Source organism: Pseudomonas sp. H11T01, from assembly GCF_048515765.1.
Lineage (GTDB): Bacteria > Pseudomonadota > Gammaproteobacteria > Pseudomonadales > Pseudomonadaceae > Aquipseudomonas.
The window spans coordinates 69,122-84,779 of sequence record NZ_JBLYED010000007.1 but is presented as its reverse complement, the minus strand read 5'-3'; the positions used below and the strand labels follow the sequence as shown (position 1 = coordinate 84,779).

At 53.9% G+C, this 15,658-nt stretch carries 15 protein-coding genes and 1 pseudogene; 7 read left to right on the top strand and 9 right to left on the bottom strand.

Annotated elements, in window-relative coordinates:
- Positions 1 to 10 precede the first annotated feature (10 nt).
- Positions 11 to 1,522: an amino acid racemase gene (locus ACN1C3_RS11395; protein ID WP_419116096.1), complete on the top strand. Its 1,512-nt coding sequence runs from the start codon at positions 11 to 13 to the stop codon at positions 1,520 to 1,522.
- A gap of 59 nt (positions 1,523 to 1,581) precedes the next feature.
- Here ACN1C3_RS11395 and ACN1C3_RS11390 read toward each other — a convergent pair whose 3' ends face one another.
- From ACN1C3_RS11390 to ACN1C3_RS11365, 6 genes are all read right to left on the bottom strand, one after another.
- Entirely contained in the window at positions 1,582 to 2,964 is a 1,383-nt protein-coding gene (locus tag ACN1C3_RS11390) for an LLM class flavin-dependent oxidoreductase (protein ID WP_419115911.1), read from the bottom strand.
- A 33-nt stretch (positions 2,965 to 2,997) separates the two neighbouring features.
- Positions 2,998 to 3,843 carry an amino acid ABC transporter permease gene (locus ACN1C3_RS11385; RefSeq protein WP_419115910.1) on the bottom strand — a complete coding sequence of 282 codons (846 nt, stop codon included), beginning with the start codon at positions 3,841 to 3,843 and terminating at the stop codon, positions 2,998 to 3,000.
- Positions 3,840 to 4,544, bottom strand: a complete 705-nt coding sequence (locus ACN1C3_RS11380; RefSeq protein ID WP_419116095.1) for a transporter substrate-binding domain-containing protein — start codon at positions 4,542 to 4,544, stop codon at positions 3,840 to 3,842. The genes ACN1C3_RS11385 and ACN1C3_RS11380 overlap by 4 nt, the downstream gene beginning before the upstream one ends.
- A gap of 942 nt (positions 4,545 to 5,486) precedes the next feature.
- On the bottom strand, positions 5,487 to 6,392 hold the full coding sequence (locus tag ACN1C3_RS11375) for a glycine betaine ABC transporter substrate-binding protein (RefSeq protein ID WP_419115909.1): 906 nt from the start codon (positions 6,390 to 6,392) through the stop codon (positions 5,487 to 5,489).
- A 132-nt stretch (positions 6,393 to 6,524) separates the two neighbouring features.
- Positions 6,525 to 6,794: a cupin domain-containing protein gene (locus ACN1C3_RS11370; protein WP_419115908.1), complete on the bottom strand. Its 270-nt coding sequence runs from the start codon at positions 6,792 to 6,794 to the stop codon at positions 6,525 to 6,527.
- Between the two features lie 36 nt (positions 6,795 to 6,830).
- Entirely contained in the window at positions 6,831 to 8,492 is a 1,662-nt protein-coding gene (locus ACN1C3_RS11365) for a choline dehydrogenase (protein WP_419115907.1), read from the bottom strand.
- A 277-nt stretch (positions 8,493 to 8,769) separates the two neighbouring features.
- Here ACN1C3_RS11365 and ACN1C3_RS11360 point away from each other — a divergent pair, with 277 nt between their 5' ends.
- On the top strand, positions 8,770 to 9,633 hold the full coding sequence (locus tag ACN1C3_RS11360) for a LysR substrate-binding domain-containing protein (RefSeq protein ID WP_419115906.1): 864 nt from the start codon (positions 8,770 to 8,772) through the stop codon (positions 9,631 to 9,633).
- Here ACN1C3_RS11360 and ACN1C3_RS11355 read toward each other — a convergent pair.
- On the bottom strand, positions 9,607 to 10,107 hold the full coding sequence (locus ACN1C3_RS11355; protein WP_419115905.1) for a transposase: 501 nt from the start codon (positions 10,105 to 10,107) through the stop codon (positions 9,607 to 9,609). The genes ACN1C3_RS11360 and ACN1C3_RS11355 overlap by 27 nt on opposite strands.
- 127 nt (positions 10,108 to 10,234) lie before the next feature.
- Positions 10,235 to 10,328, bottom strand: a pseudogene (locus tag ACN1C3_RS11350) (IS5/IS1182 family transposase); the annotation flags it as partial.
- Positions 10,329 to 10,372: 44 nt separating this feature from the next.
- On the opposite strand from ACN1C3_RS11350, the gene ACN1C3_RS11345 reads away from it, so the two are divergent.
- The 4 genes from ACN1C3_RS11345 (at position 10,373) to ACN1C3_RS11330 (ending at position 13,735) form a co-directional block, all read left to right on the top strand.
- Positions 10,373 to 10,966 carry an MBL fold metallo-hydrolase gene (locus tag ACN1C3_RS11345; RefSeq protein WP_419115904.1) on the top strand — a complete coding sequence of 198 codons (594 nt, stop codon included), beginning with the start codon at positions 10,373 to 10,375 and terminating at the stop codon, positions 10,964 to 10,966.
- 33 nt (positions 10,967 to 10,999) lie between these two features.
- A complete protein-coding gene (locus ACN1C3_RS11340; protein ID WP_419115903.1) occupies positions 11,000 to 11,887 on the top strand; it encodes an alpha/beta hydrolase family protein in 888 nt (295 codons plus the stop codon).
- Positions 11,888 to 12,785: 898 nt separating this feature from the next.
- A complete protein-coding gene (locus ACN1C3_RS11335; RefSeq protein ID WP_419115902.1) occupies positions 12,786 to 13,448 on the top strand; it encodes a hypothetical protein in 663 nt (220 codons plus the stop codon).
- An 83-nt stretch (positions 13,449 to 13,531) separates the two neighbouring features.
- Positions 13,532 to 13,735 carry a co-regulatory protein PtrA N-terminal domain-containing protein gene (locus ACN1C3_RS11330; protein ID WP_419115901.1) on the top strand — a complete coding sequence of 68 codons (204 nt, stop codon included), beginning with the start codon at positions 13,532 to 13,534 and terminating at the stop codon, positions 13,733 to 13,735.
- Positions 13,736 to 14,114: 379 nt separating this feature from the next.
- Here ACN1C3_RS11330 and ACN1C3_RS11325 read toward each other — a convergent pair whose 3' ends face one another.
- Entirely contained in the window at positions 14,115 to 14,879 is a 765-nt protein-coding gene (locus ACN1C3_RS11325) for a tetratricopeptide repeat protein (protein WP_419115900.1), read from the bottom strand.
- Between the two features lie 383 nt (positions 14,880 to 15,262).
- On the opposite strand from ACN1C3_RS11325, the gene ACN1C3_RS11320 reads away from it, so the two are divergent.
- Positions 15,263 to 15,568: a hypothetical protein gene (locus tag ACN1C3_RS11320; protein WP_419115899.1), complete on the top strand. Its 306-nt coding sequence runs from the start codon at positions 15,263 to 15,265 to the stop codon at positions 15,566 to 15,568.
- Positions 15,569 to 15,658: the final 90 nt, after the last annotated feature.

Here is a 15,658-nt window from a genome sequence, read left to right as displayed (position 1 = left end):
GAACCTAAACATGAAAGGTAAATCGAAGCCGTCCAGCGGGTCATCGTTTGCTCGCAAACTAGGTATCGTCGGCGGGCTTGGCTCACTGGCCGGCGGCGATCTTTTCTATAAGTTGGTGAAGTCCAGAGCTGTTCTGGAGGATCAAGGTCGCTATCACTTCCTGTTTGAGCAACACCCCTTCAAAGACGTCCTGATGCCCCTGGATCGGGGTGCCAATATGACCTCCAGGAAGTTCTATGTTTTCCAGGTTTGTCAGACATTCGAGGCCAGCGAAGTCAATGCAGTTTTACTGCCTTGCTTTGCCAGTCACACCTTTCGTGAGGAGATCCAGGAGGAAATTGGCATACCCGTTCTGGATATGATGGCGGCGTTACGCAAGCACGTGGATCATGTCGCTGAACGCGGCAGTACGTTGGGCATCATCGCGTCTGACTATGTTCGGCAGTCAGGACTGTTTGAGCGCTATTTCGGCAATGACTTCAAGCTCGTTTATCCAGATGACAACGAGCAGTCTGGGTTGATGGACGCGATGTATGGCGTTAATGGCATCAAAGATGGGTACCTTGACGGGGTGCCGCTGGAGTGTGTTTATCAAGCGTGCCTTTCGCTTCAGGATCAAGGGGCCACAATCATCCTGCCTGGCATGACTGAGCTCTCGTTGGTCTGCGGTGATCTTCAACGGCGTGGGTTGACCGTCATGGATATCAACGAGATTTATGCCACTTTCGCCACCGTGGAGAAAGGCCAGTCGACCCGCCCGCCATTCAAGCTTGGGATCGTGGGTGGAGTTGGGCCAGCGGCAACGGTCGACTTCATGGGTAAGGTTGTGGCGCACACACCGGCAGGTCGCGATCAAGAGCACATCAAAATGGTGGTGGAACAAAACCCCCAGATCCCTGATCGCACAGCCAACTTGCTGAATGACGAAACTGATCCGACGATGGCGATGTACGCAACGTGCAAGCGACTGGAAAGCGCCGGCGCCAATGCCATAGCGATTCCGTGCAATACGGCTCATGCATTTGTTGAGCGCATCCAGCCGCACCTGCGTGTACCTATTGTGAATATGCTGACAGAGACGGTAGAAGCTATCGTGCAGCGGTACGGTGCAGGCAAAACCGTCGGGCTGCTAGCGACTTCGGGCACGATAAAAAGTCAGGTGTATCACGAGGCAGCCCGGCGGGCAGGACTTCAAATCATCATCCCTGGCGCGGACTACCAAGCGTTGGTGATGGAGTCGATTTACGGAGACCACGGAATCAAGGCGGGTTTCACAGACGGAATCTGCAAAGACCAGCTACTGACCGCCGCAGAGCACCTGTGTGAACTGGGTGCTGATGTCCTCATCTTGGGGTGCACAGAGCTACCTCTGGTGCTCGAGCATAGCGAATCCTACATGATCAAAAATCATGAGGTCGCATTGGTCGACCCGACAACCATTTTGGCATTGAAGTGCATTGAGCTTGCCCGTGAGAATACGGACAAGCCTCAGTCACTGAGCACGCAACAGTGTGTCGGTTGATTACATCGGAGCTACGTCAAGGGAAGGCATCTGTATTCAACGGGACAGGCACCTCCATCCTAAAAACCTTCATCAAAGCGGAACGAGGCTCCGTATGCAGAATCCGGTAAATGGTTAGCGCCATCAGCCCGTAACCGCGAACGAAAAGTACCGCTCTGTGGTTGGGTACGATACAAGCCACGTTTTTGCAGTTCAGGAATGACAAGCTCAACGAAGTCCTCAAGGCTACCTGGACTAATCAGCGGGTTGAGCATGTAGCCGCTGGTGCCGGAAATACGGGCGTGCTCGTCAATGCGATCGGCCACTTGTTGCGGCGTTCCCACCAGAATCAGATCACTGCCACGGGTGACGTTGGCAAAGCGCTGTTTGACATCGCCGGCGGTCAAGGGCTTGCCACTGCCATCGGGACGCATCACATAGGAAGTCATGCCTTCGGTGTGAGTGGACAACGCGTCGCTGTCCGCGTAGCGGCTGATGTCGATACCGGTATCGCCGGCATAACTCACCAGTTGCGCCTGCAAGTGGTAGTTGCTTTGCAGTTCGTCATATTTGCGTTGGGCTTCGATCTCGGTCTTGGCCGTGACGATTCGAAGTACCGTCAGTGATTTTACATCCTCAGCGTGACGACCCCGTGCCCTGGCCTGTGCCCATATATCTTCCAATCCCTGGCGAATCTCCAGCGGGTTGGACTTGGCGATGAAAATCAGTTCTGCATGCTTGGCTGCAAACTCACGACCTCGGCCTGACCAACCGGCCTGGATCAACAAAGGTGTGCGTTGCGGAGATGGGGAAGTCAAATGCGGCCCGGCCACCCGGTAATGCTCGCCAATATGATTGATCGGTCGCACGCGATCGCCCTTGGCATAGACCTGGCGAGACTTGTCGGCAACCACAGCATCGCTTGCCCAACTGCCTTCCCAGAGCTTGTAAACAACATCGAGAAACTCTTCGGCGCGCTCATAACGATCATCGTGCTTGATCATCTGCTCAAGGCCGAAGTTGCGAGCGGCGCTGGTGAGGTAGGAGGTGACGATGTTCCACCCGACCCGGCCATTGGTCAGGTGATCCAGCGTGCTGAAGCGCCGGGCATGAGTGAAGGGATGTTCGTAGCTGGTGGTGACAGTGACGCCGAAGGCCAGGTTTTCCGTCACGGCAGCTAATGCGGGGATGATCATCAACGGATCGTTGGCCGGTGCTTCCACCGCCCACTTCATGGCCGCATCGGCATTACCGCCAAACACATCGTAGAAACCCAGCACATCACCAAAAAACAACATATCGAGGTGTGCTTGGTCGGCGACACGCGCCAGGTTAGACCAGTAGCTCAGAGAGTTGATTGTCAGTCGCTCGTCAGCCGGGTGCGTCCAGAGGCTCGGCGCTCCGCCACAACCGACACTGGCCTGTTCGTAAAGCGCAAACAGCAGAGGTTTGGGATCAGACATCGTGGTACCTGAAAAATAAATGACGGGGGTGGGTCACCGCTGCTTTTCAAACCCTTTGCCGTAGTGGCGTTCGAAGCGGTGCTGGATCAGTTCAAGGCCGATCGACATTAGCCAATAAATCACGGCTGCAGTGGTGAGCATCTCGATGTAGCGATAAGAAGACCGCCCATAGGACTGCGCCAGGAACATCACCTCCCAGACACCCATCACGGATATCAGCGACGAATCCTTGAGCATTGAAATGAACTGACTGGTTGTCGGGGGAATGATCGTGCGCATGGCTTGCGGCAGGACGATGTGCAAAAACGTCGCCGTCGGCCTTAGACCCAGTGCCATTGCTGCTTCCCGCTGCCCAGGTGCAACAGCCATGATGCCGGCACGAAAAATCTCGCTGAGATAGGCACCATAATTGAGCGAGAGCGCAATGATCCCGGCGCTGATGGCGCCAGGAACAACACCCAGCTGCGGTAGCCCCAGGTAGATCAGCAAAATTTGAATCAGCAGCGGGGTACCGCGAAAAAAAGACGCATAGAAACTGGCAATGCCAAAAGCTACTGCGCTCCGTGACAGACGCGCAAGTGCCGTCACGAAGCCAAGGAGCAATGAAAGCCAGATCGAACAGAAGCATAGAAACAACGTCAGTGCGGCGCCTTGCAAGAAACCGTTAGGCCCCAAATGCAGACCGACCAGATTCGGCCATTTCTCCAGAATGATCGAGAACTTCAGATCGAAGCTCATGAAAAACATGACGCACAATCCAAACAGCGCCGCCCATGTCAAATACAGGCGAGTACGAAAACCGAATAGCCGGCTAAAACGGTGCGGTACGGGCTCGGGTGCAACAGTCGCCTTTGCAGGGTGTGGATTGAGGGCTGTCATTGGCTGATGTCGGCACCGATCCACTTTTGCGAAATCTTGCTCAACGTGCCGTCAACCTTGAGTTGAGTGATGACCTCAGTGACTTTGTCATTCCATTGAGGGTCGCCCTTTTCGATCGCCACGACGTTCGGTTCGGCGTAGAGCGCATCACCGACAACTTTGAACCGAGGATCCTGCGCGATGCGTTCGCGAGCAGTGATGAGGTTGGTGACCATGGCATCCAGGCGCACGCCCGTGCCCAAAGCCAGATCCTGAAAGGCTACCGTTTCATTGTCGTAAGGCGCGACCTGGACGCTTTGGAACGGATAGCTCAACGGCCTGTCCTCGGCACCTTCAATGACCAGATCTTTGTTCAAATAGGCTTCATAGGTAGACGCACTGATCACTCCGACTTTTTTACCCGACAGATCCTTGCCCGTCACAATGTCCTTGTCTTTGGCATTCACCACGATCACGGCCGGTGACTGGTAATACTCGACCGGGAAGTCGAACACTTCGGCACGTGCCTTGCTCGGCGTCATCGAGCAGACGCAGATGTCATATCGGCCGCTCCAGCGACCAGCAGCGATGACATCCCAAGACGGTGTTTCCAGCTTCAGCTTCACGCCTAGCCGTTGCGCAACAGCCTTGGCCACATCGACATCAAATCCGTCCAGCTGGTTCTGCTCATTGAGAAAAGAGAATGGCGGATAGTTTTCCATCAGGACGCCGGTCAGTTCCCCTTTCTTCGTCACGCGATCCAAAGTGGGGCCAGCGAAAGCCGTTGAGCAAGTCGCCAGTAACAGCAAGCTAAAAGGTAGAAGCGCCGTAGTTTTCAAAGACAAGTACTCCAATCCATTCAAAAATATGAATAGATTAAAACGCACTATAAAAATCGTTTGTACTTGTTTTATGGAATAACAGGCTGATTTCAAGCTATATCGAACCAACGGATTCGAATGCCATCTTTTCGCTCTCCTGCCTGAAGGGGGCATTCGAAGTAAGAGCTATGACGTCCTGCAACCGTTAGGGCCTGAAGCGAACCTGAACAACTCTCCAGGGGCTTCCACTAGCAACGATCGTACAAGCTGACTCGAACACTCCAACGCTTGAATCAGCCTCGATGTTGACCGGAGAGCAGCAGGTCTTTCCTTTAATCCGTTTGAGGGATCCAACCTTTTCGTTACCCGACGTGTTCTACGAGAGAAACAACTCTTAACCACGATTGCAAAGCAACCTGAACGATGGCAAACCGGTCGAACCGGCGTCGGCAAAACCCTCTTAATGTCTAAGTGCGAAAAGCACGAAAAAGTAATCGAGAGCTGACGCGCGAATAGCCCATCATGGCCCTGCATCGAAACGATGCCGTATTTAGAGGCCGAATATACGTGTGCAGTCGGCACGGGAGCCAAAGCAAAGGGGCTTGCAATGAGGAGGAGTCGATATACGGACATTGGTCACCGCAATCAGAGCTAGGTCGAACGATATCGCATAGCTTGAAAACAAATCAGCGAACCTACGGACCCCTTACGGCCCCTTGCCAGAACTGACCTGTCAATTCCACACCAAGCCATGCGCAAGCAAATGCCGATGACATCACTGGCGCGGTGGCGAACAGACCGCCGGTTTTCAACGGCGGCCCGAGGGAGGATATCCGCGAATACTCAGGGTGTCTGTGCGGTGATCGAAGGTGCACCTTGGAACATGGCTGTGAAGGTATCTTTATGAGCTGCGTAATACTCTGCAACCACTTGGTCGGCTGACGACTCGCGCGCAGCTTTCATCATGTTTTCCAAGTCCTTCATCGGGATGGTGAAGTGGCCAAAAAAATACGCGACCTGCGGGAAGTCCTGACTGAAGCCCTTACGACCCACCGCGTGGATTTGCTCTGCCTTACCGTAGACTTCTTTCGGATCATCGAGGTATCGCAGCGACCAGGTGGAAAACATCCAGTGCGGACTCCACGCGTTGAGCAAGGCCCACTGGCCACGTTTGATGTTCCGATCAAACTCATTGAGCATGCCGGTCTCGGAGGACGCTACCAGTTTGTAGCCATCAAGCTTGTAATCTGCGATAGCACGTGTCGCCGTCTTATATTGGCCGTTTCCGACTTCCGATGTGAGTATCTTGCCGCCCAATTTCTCCCTGACCTCTGGCTTGTTCAAATCCTCGATACTTGAGACTTCGCTTTCCGGGATGCTCGCAGGAACTGCCAAGCCCAGGCGGCCCTCATAGAGAACCCCGAGATCCTCAAGCTTATCCTTGTACTTATCCCAGAATGGTTTGTGGCTATACGTCAGCCACGCCATGGGGATCATGTCGACTTTCCCGGTGGACAGGGCTTGGAACTGGATGCCGATGTCGGCCATTACCAGTTTCACAGGCTGCTGTATTTGATCCTGTAAGGCCAGTGTCGCGAGCTTTGTGGTGATCTCAGCGTCAGCCCAGTTGACCCAACCTACGACCACCGGTTTTTTATCGTCAGCCTGTGCCAGACTGGCGACTGTGGCGAGCGTGAGGCTGGCCACCCAATAGCTGACTTTGTGCATGTTGCTTTTCATAGCGATCATCGGGCATCTCCAATATTGGCGTTGTTAGGTTTGGCAGATTGATGATTAAATTTTTTCGAAGCGATTAGATTATTGAATCGTGCAGTATAAACTTTACCGCACCGTTATATTTCGTTCGTCTTAGACTCACGCTTACAAGTATTGATAGCGATTGATGATAGGCGAGTTAATCTCCCAGACACCCTCAACTCCTTTATAGATAGTTACATGGCTTCCTGGCGATATTGAAACAGGTGCATTGGTGGCGCTGTGGATGACTGCCTCCCCCCGCTGAACAACGAAATGCACATCTTGATTATAACTGTATTCAAAACGGTTGGTATTACCGCTCTCCCAGAGATCCCAGCGTTGGCATTGTTCTTTTTCTTCGGCATTGGCTTGACGATGAATAATCTGCGACATTCATTTACTACTCGTTAGGGTTATAGGGTAATCCGTTTACGCCGAGACCTTGTGCTCAGGAGGCAATGAAAACTGGCTGTAGTACGGTAAAGACTCAGGCTTGAGTGCCGGTTTCCCCAACAGAATGTCGCTGGCTTTTTCAGCGAGCATGATCGTCGCCGCATTGATATTCGCACTGGGTACCGACGGAAACACTGAAGCGTCAATCACACGCAAGTTTTCTATGCCAACCACCCGAAGTTGACTGTCGACTACCGTCAGAGAATCATCCGCGCTGCCCATCTTGCAGGTACCACATGGGTGATAGGCGCTGGCGGCATCCTCCCGAATGAACTCATCCATTGCCTTCCCACTGCGGATAGTTGCACCAGGGGTGTCTTCTCTGTAGCTGTAGCGTTTCAATGCGGGCTGGTTCGAAAACTCGATGCCCAAACGCATGGCTTCCCGCATTACCCGCCAATCTTCTTCCGTGGCCATGTAATTGGGGTCAATTCGCAACGGATCGGATACCTTGGCGCTGCGCAAACGTACGTTCCCTCTACTTGTTGGTCGCATGGGGCCTACGCCAATACGATAACCGTAGACGGTACTCAGAGGGATCCAGTCCTTGTTGAAGTACACCGGAAAAAAATGGAATTGAATGTCCGGATGTGGCGTGGCCGGGGAGCTATTCAAAAAGGCGCCCACATGGCACTGGTTGACCGATGCCACGCCTTTCTTGAGGCCAAACCATTGCATACCGGCCCATAGCATACGGTGGGGCTGTAGTTCTCGGTTTAACGAAATCGGCTCCTTGGTTTCGATCTGGATATGACACTCCAGATGATCCTGGAGGTTCTCGCCAACGCCCCGAAGGTTCACATGGCATGTGATGCCATGCTCGCGCAGGTGTTCCACAGGGCCAATGCCAGACAACATAAGCAACTGAGCCGAACCGAACACTCCACAACAAAGGATAGCCTCACGTCGTGCACGTACATCGATGGTCTTGTGCTTGTAGCGAACCTGAAATCCGATGGCCCGTTTTCCATCAAGGTTCACTTTTTGAACCTCGCAACCCAGCCAGATAGTCAGGTTGGGATGCTCACCTGAATGGATATATCCGTAGGCGGCGCTATTGCGGACTCCGTCTCGGACACTCATCTCGAACCGCGATACGCCTTCCTGGCGAAATCCATTCACATCATCAGTAAGGGAAAATCCAGCCTGCTGTCCCGCTTCAAGAAATGCGGCGTTGAGGGTACCCAGGTTCTCCTGGCGCTGCGCCCTGATAGGGCCAACATGACCGCGATAGGGGCCGGGGATGGTGCTGGACTCGATCTTCTTGAAATAAGGGGCGCATTCTGCCCAACTCCAGCCCGAGGCGCCTTCAGCCTGCCAGCGATCATAATCTTGGGGATGGCCACGCAACCAAGTCATACCATTGATCGAGGATGAACCTCCAAGAACCCGCCCACGCGGTTGCTGGATGCATCGATTATTGAGATGAGTCTGCTCTTGCGTGTAGTACCACCAATTGTATTTCGACGTGGGTTTGAATGCCGAGCGTAGCCCCGCAGGCATCCGTATGATCCAGGACATGTCCGAAGGGCCAACTTCCAGCAATAACACCTGGTGACCAGCATCGGAAAGCCTGCGCGCCAAAACACAACCCGCAGAACCGGCACCTGCGATGACATAATCAAACTCGGCTTTCATCTTATGTTCCTTGACCCTTCAAGACGTGTTCAGGCTGCTTGTTAAATGACAACAAACAACAAAGTTCTTGTGGTCAATCTAACCAACACTGTTCGGCGTGGATATTTAATAAAAAATATACCCCATGTAAAAAATAGTTAAGTGCGATGACGAAACACCTTGAACAGGCGTACCTAAGCTCGGTTTGACATCGACCTTTTATTGGCGATCTAATGCGGGCACTGGTGCCCAACATTACCCTGCCCATGTTCTGTTCACCCCTCTTGAGGACGGCTCTGTGCGTCACCTAGACCTCGCTCTATTGCACAGTTTCAAGACGATCGCCGAATGCAAAAGCCTGTCGCTGGCATCGCAGCGTCTTCACAAAACTCAGGCTGCCATCAGTATTCAATTGAAAAAGCTTGAAGAACTGCTTGGCAAGCGCTTGATAGATCGCGGTCATCAGACACAGACAGCTGAACTAACCAGTCACGGCGAGGTGCTGTTGCAGTACGCGCGAAAAATGCTGGCGATGAGCGATGAGGTTATGGATTTGTTTCTCAACGAAGAGGTTACCGGCACCGTCCGATTCGGCATTCCAGATGACTATGCCAGTGCTTTCCTGTCCCCAGTCCTCAAGCAGTTCACGGGACGTTACCCCAACGTCCGCGTGAAAATCCGCAACGATATTAGTCAGAACCTTTTCTCTGCGCTGGAAAATGGGGATCTGGATCTGGCGCTTGTCACTCAACGCAATGGCGACGCAAAGGGAGAAACCCTTCGGTGTGATCAGCTTCAGTGGGTGGCAGCTGCTGGCTTCCAACTCGAACCATCGGCCCCCATTCCACTGGCTCTGTACCCACACGGCTGCGGGTATAGGCGACAAATTCTTGCGGCGCTGAGCAGTAATCAAAAGGATTACGAAATTGCGTTTGAATGCACGGGTGTCACTGGCGTACAGCTCGCAGTTGACAGTGGATTGGCCATAGCCGCCACCACCTCACCGCTTATCCAGCCATCATGGCGCATCCTGGATGAAGAAACCTCGGCCCTCCCCCCCTTAGGAAATGTCATGATTGAGCTGAGGCTTAGCGTAGATGAGGCTTCACCCGCCATTTGTTACTTCGCGGATGAGCTACGCAAGCAGGTTCGGGCAAGATAACCCATTGGTACCGATGATTTTTATAACCCGTTTCAAGTTGTAGGCGAGCACATTCAAGCTCATCTCCGCACTCGCCCCGGCGAGCTTTCGGGTCAGGAAGTGCGTCGCACCCATCCATTGTTTGAGCGTCCCGAAGGGATGCTCAACCGTTCGTTTGCGGACTCGCATCATCTCTGGTGTTTTGCTCAGCCGAAGCTGCATCTCCTCCAATACGGCTTCTCGCTCCAAACGTCGGCTCGACTGGATGCGGTTGAGATGGCCGTAGATGTAGATCTTCAGCAAGATCGCGGGGTGGTAGGCAGGCCGGCCAGTATCGGCTGGAATGGCACCTTCAAAACCCAGATTGACCAGGTCCAGTTCGTCGACGAAGACGTCGACTACGCGCACCGGATTGGTATCGCTGACGTAGTCGTCGAGGCTCTCGGGAAGTAAGGTGCCTTGGCCTCGATGTTCACCTTGGATAAAGCGCTTCATGGGCGATCCTTGCGATGAAATCCTCAGAAATCATAGCAAGGGTTCGCGAAGGCGTTTTTACACACTCTGGGCCAATAGCAGACCTGGTAGAGCGCCCGAAAGCAAATGTGTATGGCTGCGCACGAGTACCCAGCGTGTGGTCTAGAGTTCTTCAGGCCCCCTTATTTTCCGGCACCTGAAGAGGCACGAGTGGCACGTACTGCTGTGGAGTCGATCAACCAGGCGCCGCCGAGTCCGCCGCAGCATAGGTACAGGAGCGAACGATATGTCCCCCCCTTCGACATTGTCCTATGAAGTACTCGTTACTGACGGGGTAACTCGGGCGAGCGATATACGCCTACCCAATGGCGATCGCATCGTTTCATCGCCGATTACCTCAATCCTGATCTTCGGGGAAACCGACGCTGTGTTGATCGATCCGCCAATGACCCGTGAGCAAACGCAGAAGGTCAGCGACTGGATTGCACAATCCGGTAAGCACTTGAAATACATCTACGTGACCCACAGACATGGCGATCACTGGTTCGGTACTGAACAGATCCTCGAAGGCGGCAACGGGGGGCTCCAAGCTTGGATCAAGGCGATCGACCAAGTAGAAGCTTTGAAACCGCGCATCGTTATTGCTGGGCACAAACAGAAAAATCGTGCCGATGATCCAGTCATTCTGGAGCAGACCCGCCAATACCTGTTGGATGCCATAGAACTACTCGCCGAGAAGCCGACCCCACGTGAGTTCTTCGACAAAATGATCGAACTCCACCCAGACCGCATCAATCAAGGACCGCTCTGGTACAGCGCTATCGGACTGCTCGGAGCGCCGACTGCATCTCCGGGCGATGCCCCCCAGCCCAAGAATTAAACCTTTACCCGTCTAGCTGAGGATCACCCCCCCGTGCCTACTTTTTTGACTCATATAGTACTTCTCGCAAGCCTGGTTACAGCTCCATATTTCGCGTCTGCGGCTGAAGAAAAAGTCACCTTCTCCGTTGAGGGAATGAACGTCGTCGGCACTCTGAACCTGCCCGACGGCGTTAAAAAGCCCCCAGTAATTCTGTTACTTCACAGTTTCGGGGGCAGTAGGGATGAGCACATCATTCCGGCCGTCAATGAAGGTATTTATGTCCGTGCCGCACGTCTTTGGGCCGAACAAGGCATTGCCAGCCTCCGTATTGATTACCGTTTTGATGGCGACAGTGATGGTGCCAAGACCGACGGCACACTCGATACGGATGTTGAGGATGGGCTGGCTGCGCTCGATTTTCTGGCCAAGTCCAGGCGCGTCGACGCCAGCCGCATGGCTCTTGTTGGATGGAGCATGGGCGGAGCAGTTGGTGCTGCTGTAGCAGGACGGACTCCGCATAAACTCGACGCGGTCGCACTCTGGAACCCCGCGACCAATATGGGGGCCGCTTTCCCGCTGCTGTGGGGCGCCGAGAAGATCAAGGAAGCGTTGCACAGCGGTGACACCCCCGTCGCACTGGCAATACCTGGCGGTGGCGAGGTCACGCTTAAATCCGCGTTCTTTGTCAGCTTGATGACCCTCGATGCCGCCGCCGAGATCACCCATTACAAGGGACCACTGCTCGTCGCCGTCGGTACTAACGACGACATCGTTTCTCCGCAACCAACGCTCGGGAAAAGCTTTATCAGCTATCACCCCGGAAAACATGAGTTGCTTGTCCGGCCCATGGATCACGCCTTCAACATGACCAAAGACGAGAAGCAGATCGACGAGTTGATTTCGATGACAGCTGCCTTCGTCAAGAAACACGCTCACTGATCCCGGTATCCATCACGTTCATACAGGAACATGACCATGCTAGCTGTTCAATACCAAGCCTATGGTGATTACCAGGAAAACCGGATTGTCGATCTGCCACGCCCTCAACCAGTCGACGGCGAGGTGCTAGTGGAGATGCATTCGTGTTGTGGTCGATGGCATCAGCGGCTCGCTCACCAAGGCGGCGCTCGGATCGCTCGCGTTCGGCGGCATGCGGGTTATCGCAGGCGCCGCTGAAGCTGTACGTTATCTAGTCGAAGATCGCCCCTTCGGCCGAGTAGTAATGAGTACGATTATTTGATGAAGCACCACGCTGCTCCTGAAGCAAGTGTCATCAAATATCCCCGACTATTTCAAGTTGTTTGAAACTGGTCCCTTGCCGTTGGCTAACGACTGGCAAGGGGCCTAGTCGCTGGACGCAGACGTTGACCAGAAAGGAACGTGCCATGTTTCAGTCGAAAGGTTCTCAGCGGCACGCTGGTTGGCCGTAAAGCCAGTAATGGTGCTGGCTGCGCCATCCAAGCCGGCATTGAGCCACTACCCGTGACGGGGTCTTGTCACTGCCGTTGGTCGGCAGAATTGATCAAAAAATGAACGGATTCGACTTTTGCCGTTCAGAATACGCAGCAGGTGACTCGGGCTCTGACCCTCACCTCCCCTCGGAAGCGGAAGTTAAACCTCATATGCACTCAGTGCGAATGGGGATTTTTATTCCCTGAAAATGGAGATAATCGGATGATTAAAAGTTCATTCGCGAAGCTCAGCTTTGCCTTGCTAAAGTAATACTGAACGATTAACTAATATACATTGCTGGATTTAATTGCGACGAGTCACTGCAAATTCCAGTCAAGTCATGCCGAGTCATGTATTGATTCAATATTAGAACAAAGAGGCAACCATGGAACTACTTACTTCGCTGTTAGCGCAAAAAACGACCGTGGAGTTTTTGCGCTTGGGAGTTGTATATTTCCACCTTATTGCCTGCTGTGTGGCCATTGGGCTTGTGTTGACCAGCGATATTGAAATGGTCAAGCAACTCCTTAAAGGCGATGCGTCCGGTCGGCATGATGACGCGCATATGGAAAGCCTTCAGAAAACCGTAGTGCTCGCTCTTATAATGCTTTGGATTACGGGTGTTGCTATCGTTGGAATAGATTACACCGGCACAGGGATGGAGTATTTCCTTAACCCAAAACTGCAAGCCAAGATCGGAATAGTTGTACTGCTGACCCTTAATGGCGTCGTGTTGCATAGCGCGGTATTGCCTGCGCTGAAAAAAGCCGGTTCGTTGCTCAAGCTCTCCTTCAGCCTACGCATGTTGGCGCTGTTCTCTGGAGCGCTATCCGGTGTGTCGTGGTTTTATGCCGCAATGCTGGGTGTTGGCCGCCCGTTGGCCTGGAAATACTCGTTGGTGGAGTTGCTGGCGGCTTATCCGGTCCTCATCGTCGGTGGATTCCTGACGATGGTGATGCTCACCCTCTGGGCCAAAAACAAGAGCACGGCAGAATCTACGGAGCAAAGCACCTGGGCAGTAAGAAACACCGCCCTGGCTGGGTGGTAAGGCCACGTTGAACAAGGACGTTCAGTCTTAGCACATAAATCCCGCTGTTAGCTGTTAACAAAATCTCACTTGAGGATACCCAAATGAAATCCATGAAAGCTCTCTTCGTAGTCGCCGCTCTGACCGTTTCCTCTCTGGCTATGGCCACAGGTGGCGGTGATCGGACCACCGCACGCATGGAGTCGGCCCGGAAAGTCTCGATGGAAGCCTACCAGGTTGCACAGAAACAGACTGAAGCCGCAGTAGCTGAAAGCAAAGCCAAGGCGGCCGATCACTCCAACTCCTGATCTGTCTGGCGCGTCCCCGATCTGACAGAGGTGCTGCTAGAAGTTTGAGGTCGTCATGTTTGCTTTTGGAGCGAGGCTGGCGATTACCAGAGGTTAGGCTTGGCTTACAGTAGTGTTCTGCGCTTGATCGTGTGCGTGTCCAGGATAGATCCAGGGATTTACCATAAACGCTGTTATCAGCAACCTCGTTCGCTTACCTTGACTCGGCTTCGCAGTCGGACAGCATCGGCTGCGGAATCGAATCAATGGGACATAAATCCCTTAATAAATCCCTTAGCTGTTCGCTGGGTGAATATCTGCCGGCTACGACCGGAAGGTATGGGTCGTTTTCAGCCGGTCGCCACAGGCAGGTTGCGGCCAGAAGTGGACACTCAAAAACTCAACCGTGCACCAAGTAGGCTCCTAACGGAACCCGATATCGAAGCTTCTTGCAGCTGCCGGGTGCGGGCTGATGGCCCGGCGGGCGATCAGGAAACCAGATTCGGCATTTACCCGGAGGCGGCCAATGGCCGCGGGGAATCTCAACCTCATCGTACGCGGGCTCTGGCTCGACGGAAGCCACTGGCAATTCTCCTTCGGGCCGAGGCCTGCCAGCCGTCGGTGAATCCGATACCCGCTCCGCCTCTGCGCGAGCGAAGGTGCCAGCTTGGCGCTCGGTGTCCGGAGCGGATTGCTCAGCAGCGGCCATTTCTGCTTCGCGGCGCCTTTGGGCCTCCTCTTCGAGCCCCTTCTGTACTGCGACCAGGTCCTCTTTGGCGTTGGGAGGGGTACTCGAAGCCTTGGCCTGCTGCGCCGCCTGGATCAATTGGAAGTTGCGGTTGCGTAACGCGACGTTGCGGCCAACCCGTATGTTCGAGCGCGCCGCCAACGTTTCAGACTGCTCGTACTGCCCCTGCTGAAGACGCAACACACCGAGGTAATGCAGCGTCGCGGGGTTGTTCGGCTGGATATGCAGGGCACGCTCCAGCGTGGCAGCGGCTTGGTCCAACTGGCCATTTCCATACTGCCGCGAGGCGGTTTCGATTAGGGTGGTTGATGCGCTGTTACTTTGCGAGGGCGCTCTTCGCTCGGCAGCAACCGAACAAAGCGACGCGACGGCGCAGAACACCAGGATGAGACCCGGCAGAAAACTCTTGGTTGGCATCAGGGGGCGGACTCGGCTGATCTCGGACGGCACTGCCGTAAAACAGGCCACAGCGCTGCTCGGCATCTCCGACACAGGGCCCCTATTGACCTGGCCAGTACCCTGAAGTTCCCGCTGCAACGGCCACCGCAACCCGTATCATTTTTACCACCCCATCAACTAAGCGTGATCAGTTGTTGCACTTCACGCAGGGGCAGAAAACGCCCAGAAACGGGTCTAGCAGACTGAACGCTTTCGGCCAAAAGTGGCCGGTGGTCGTTGTATTTCGCTTGTCACCGGCGTGTGGCTAAGCTTAATAAATCGGAGCGAATTGAAACTTGGGTGATAGCGGCCATCAGCGGACCTGGATTGGCATCAAGACGGTACTCTCAAAGGAGACGACTATGTATGCGGTTATAAGAACTTACTTGGGTGCTGGAGCAAAACAGCTTTTCGAGCGTTTAGAAGAGCGCAAAGACGACGTCGAAGCTACCCTGCGGACAGTGCCTGGCCTCGTAAGCTACACACTGCTGAATACGGGTGATGGTGGTACGTCGGTGACTGTTTGCACGGACAAGGCCGGCAGCGATGCGAGCTTGAAAGTCGCACGTGACTGGATTCAGAAAAATGCATCAAATATCCATGCGAACCCGCCGATCGTAACGGAAGGTCCGGTCATTGTGCAGATCATAGCGCGCCCTTCCGATTGATCTCACGACTCTATCGCTGTCGCAGGTTTTGTATGTTTGCTTCGCACAGATGTGATCGTCCGCAAACCATCAGATTGGGTTTGCTCGGTT

What these genes read in the sequence shown, in the direction of transcription:
- ACN1C3_RS11395 (WP_419116096.1), top strand. Translation starts at nt 11, where the DNA reads ATGAAAGGTAAATCGAAGCCGTCCAGCGGGTCATCGTTTGCTCGCAAA.
- ACN1C3_RS11390 (WP_419115911.1), bottom strand. Translation starts at nt 2,964, where the DNA reads ATGTCTGATCCCAAACCTCTGCTGTTTGCGCTTTACGAACAGGCCAGT.
- ACN1C3_RS11385 (WP_419115910.1), bottom strand. Translation starts at nt 3,843, where the DNA reads ATGACAGCCCTCAATCCACACCCTGCAAAGGCGACTGTTGCACCCGAG.
- ACN1C3_RS11380 (WP_419116095.1), bottom strand. Translation starts at nt 4,544, where the DNA reads ATGGAAAACTATCCGCCATTCTCTTTTCTCAATGAGCAGAACCAGCTG.
- ACN1C3_RS11375 (WP_419115909.1), bottom strand. Translation starts at nt 6,392, where the DNA reads ATGATCGCTATGAAAAGCAACATGCACAAAGTCAGCTATTGGGTGGCC.
- ACN1C3_RS11370 (WP_419115908.1), bottom strand. Translation starts at nt 6,794, where the DNA reads ATGTCGCAGATTATTCATCGTCAAGCCAATGCCGAAGAAAAAGAACAA.
- ACN1C3_RS11365 (WP_419115907.1), bottom strand. Translation starts at nt 8,492, where the DNA reads ATGAAAGCCGAGTTTGATTATGTCATCGCAGGTGCCGGTTCTGCGGGT.
- ACN1C3_RS11355 (WP_419115905.1), bottom strand. Translation starts at nt 10,107, where the DNA reads ATGAAGCGCTTTATCCAAGGTGAACATCGAGGCCAAGGCACCTTACTT.
- ACN1C3_RS11345 (WP_419115904.1), top strand. Translation starts at nt 10,373, where the DNA reads ATGTCCCCCCCTTCGACATTGTCCTATGAAGTACTCGTTACTGACGGG.
- ACN1C3_RS11335 (WP_419115902.1), top strand. Translation starts at nt 12,786, where the DNA reads ATGGAACTACTTACTTCGCTGTTAGCGCAAAAAACGACCGTGGAGTTT.
- ACN1C3_RS11330 (WP_419115901.1), top strand. Translation starts at nt 13,532, where the DNA reads ATGAAATCCATGAAAGCTCTCTTCGTAGTCGCCGCTCTGACCGTTTCC.
- ACN1C3_RS11325 (WP_419115900.1), bottom strand. Translation starts at nt 14,879, where the DNA reads ATGCCAACCAAGAGTTTTCTGCCGGGTCTCATCCTGGTGTTCTGCGCC.
- ACN1C3_RS11320 (WP_419115899.1), top strand. Translation starts at nt 15,263, where the DNA reads ATGTATGCGGTTATAAGAACTTACTTGGGTGCTGGAGCAAAACAGCTT.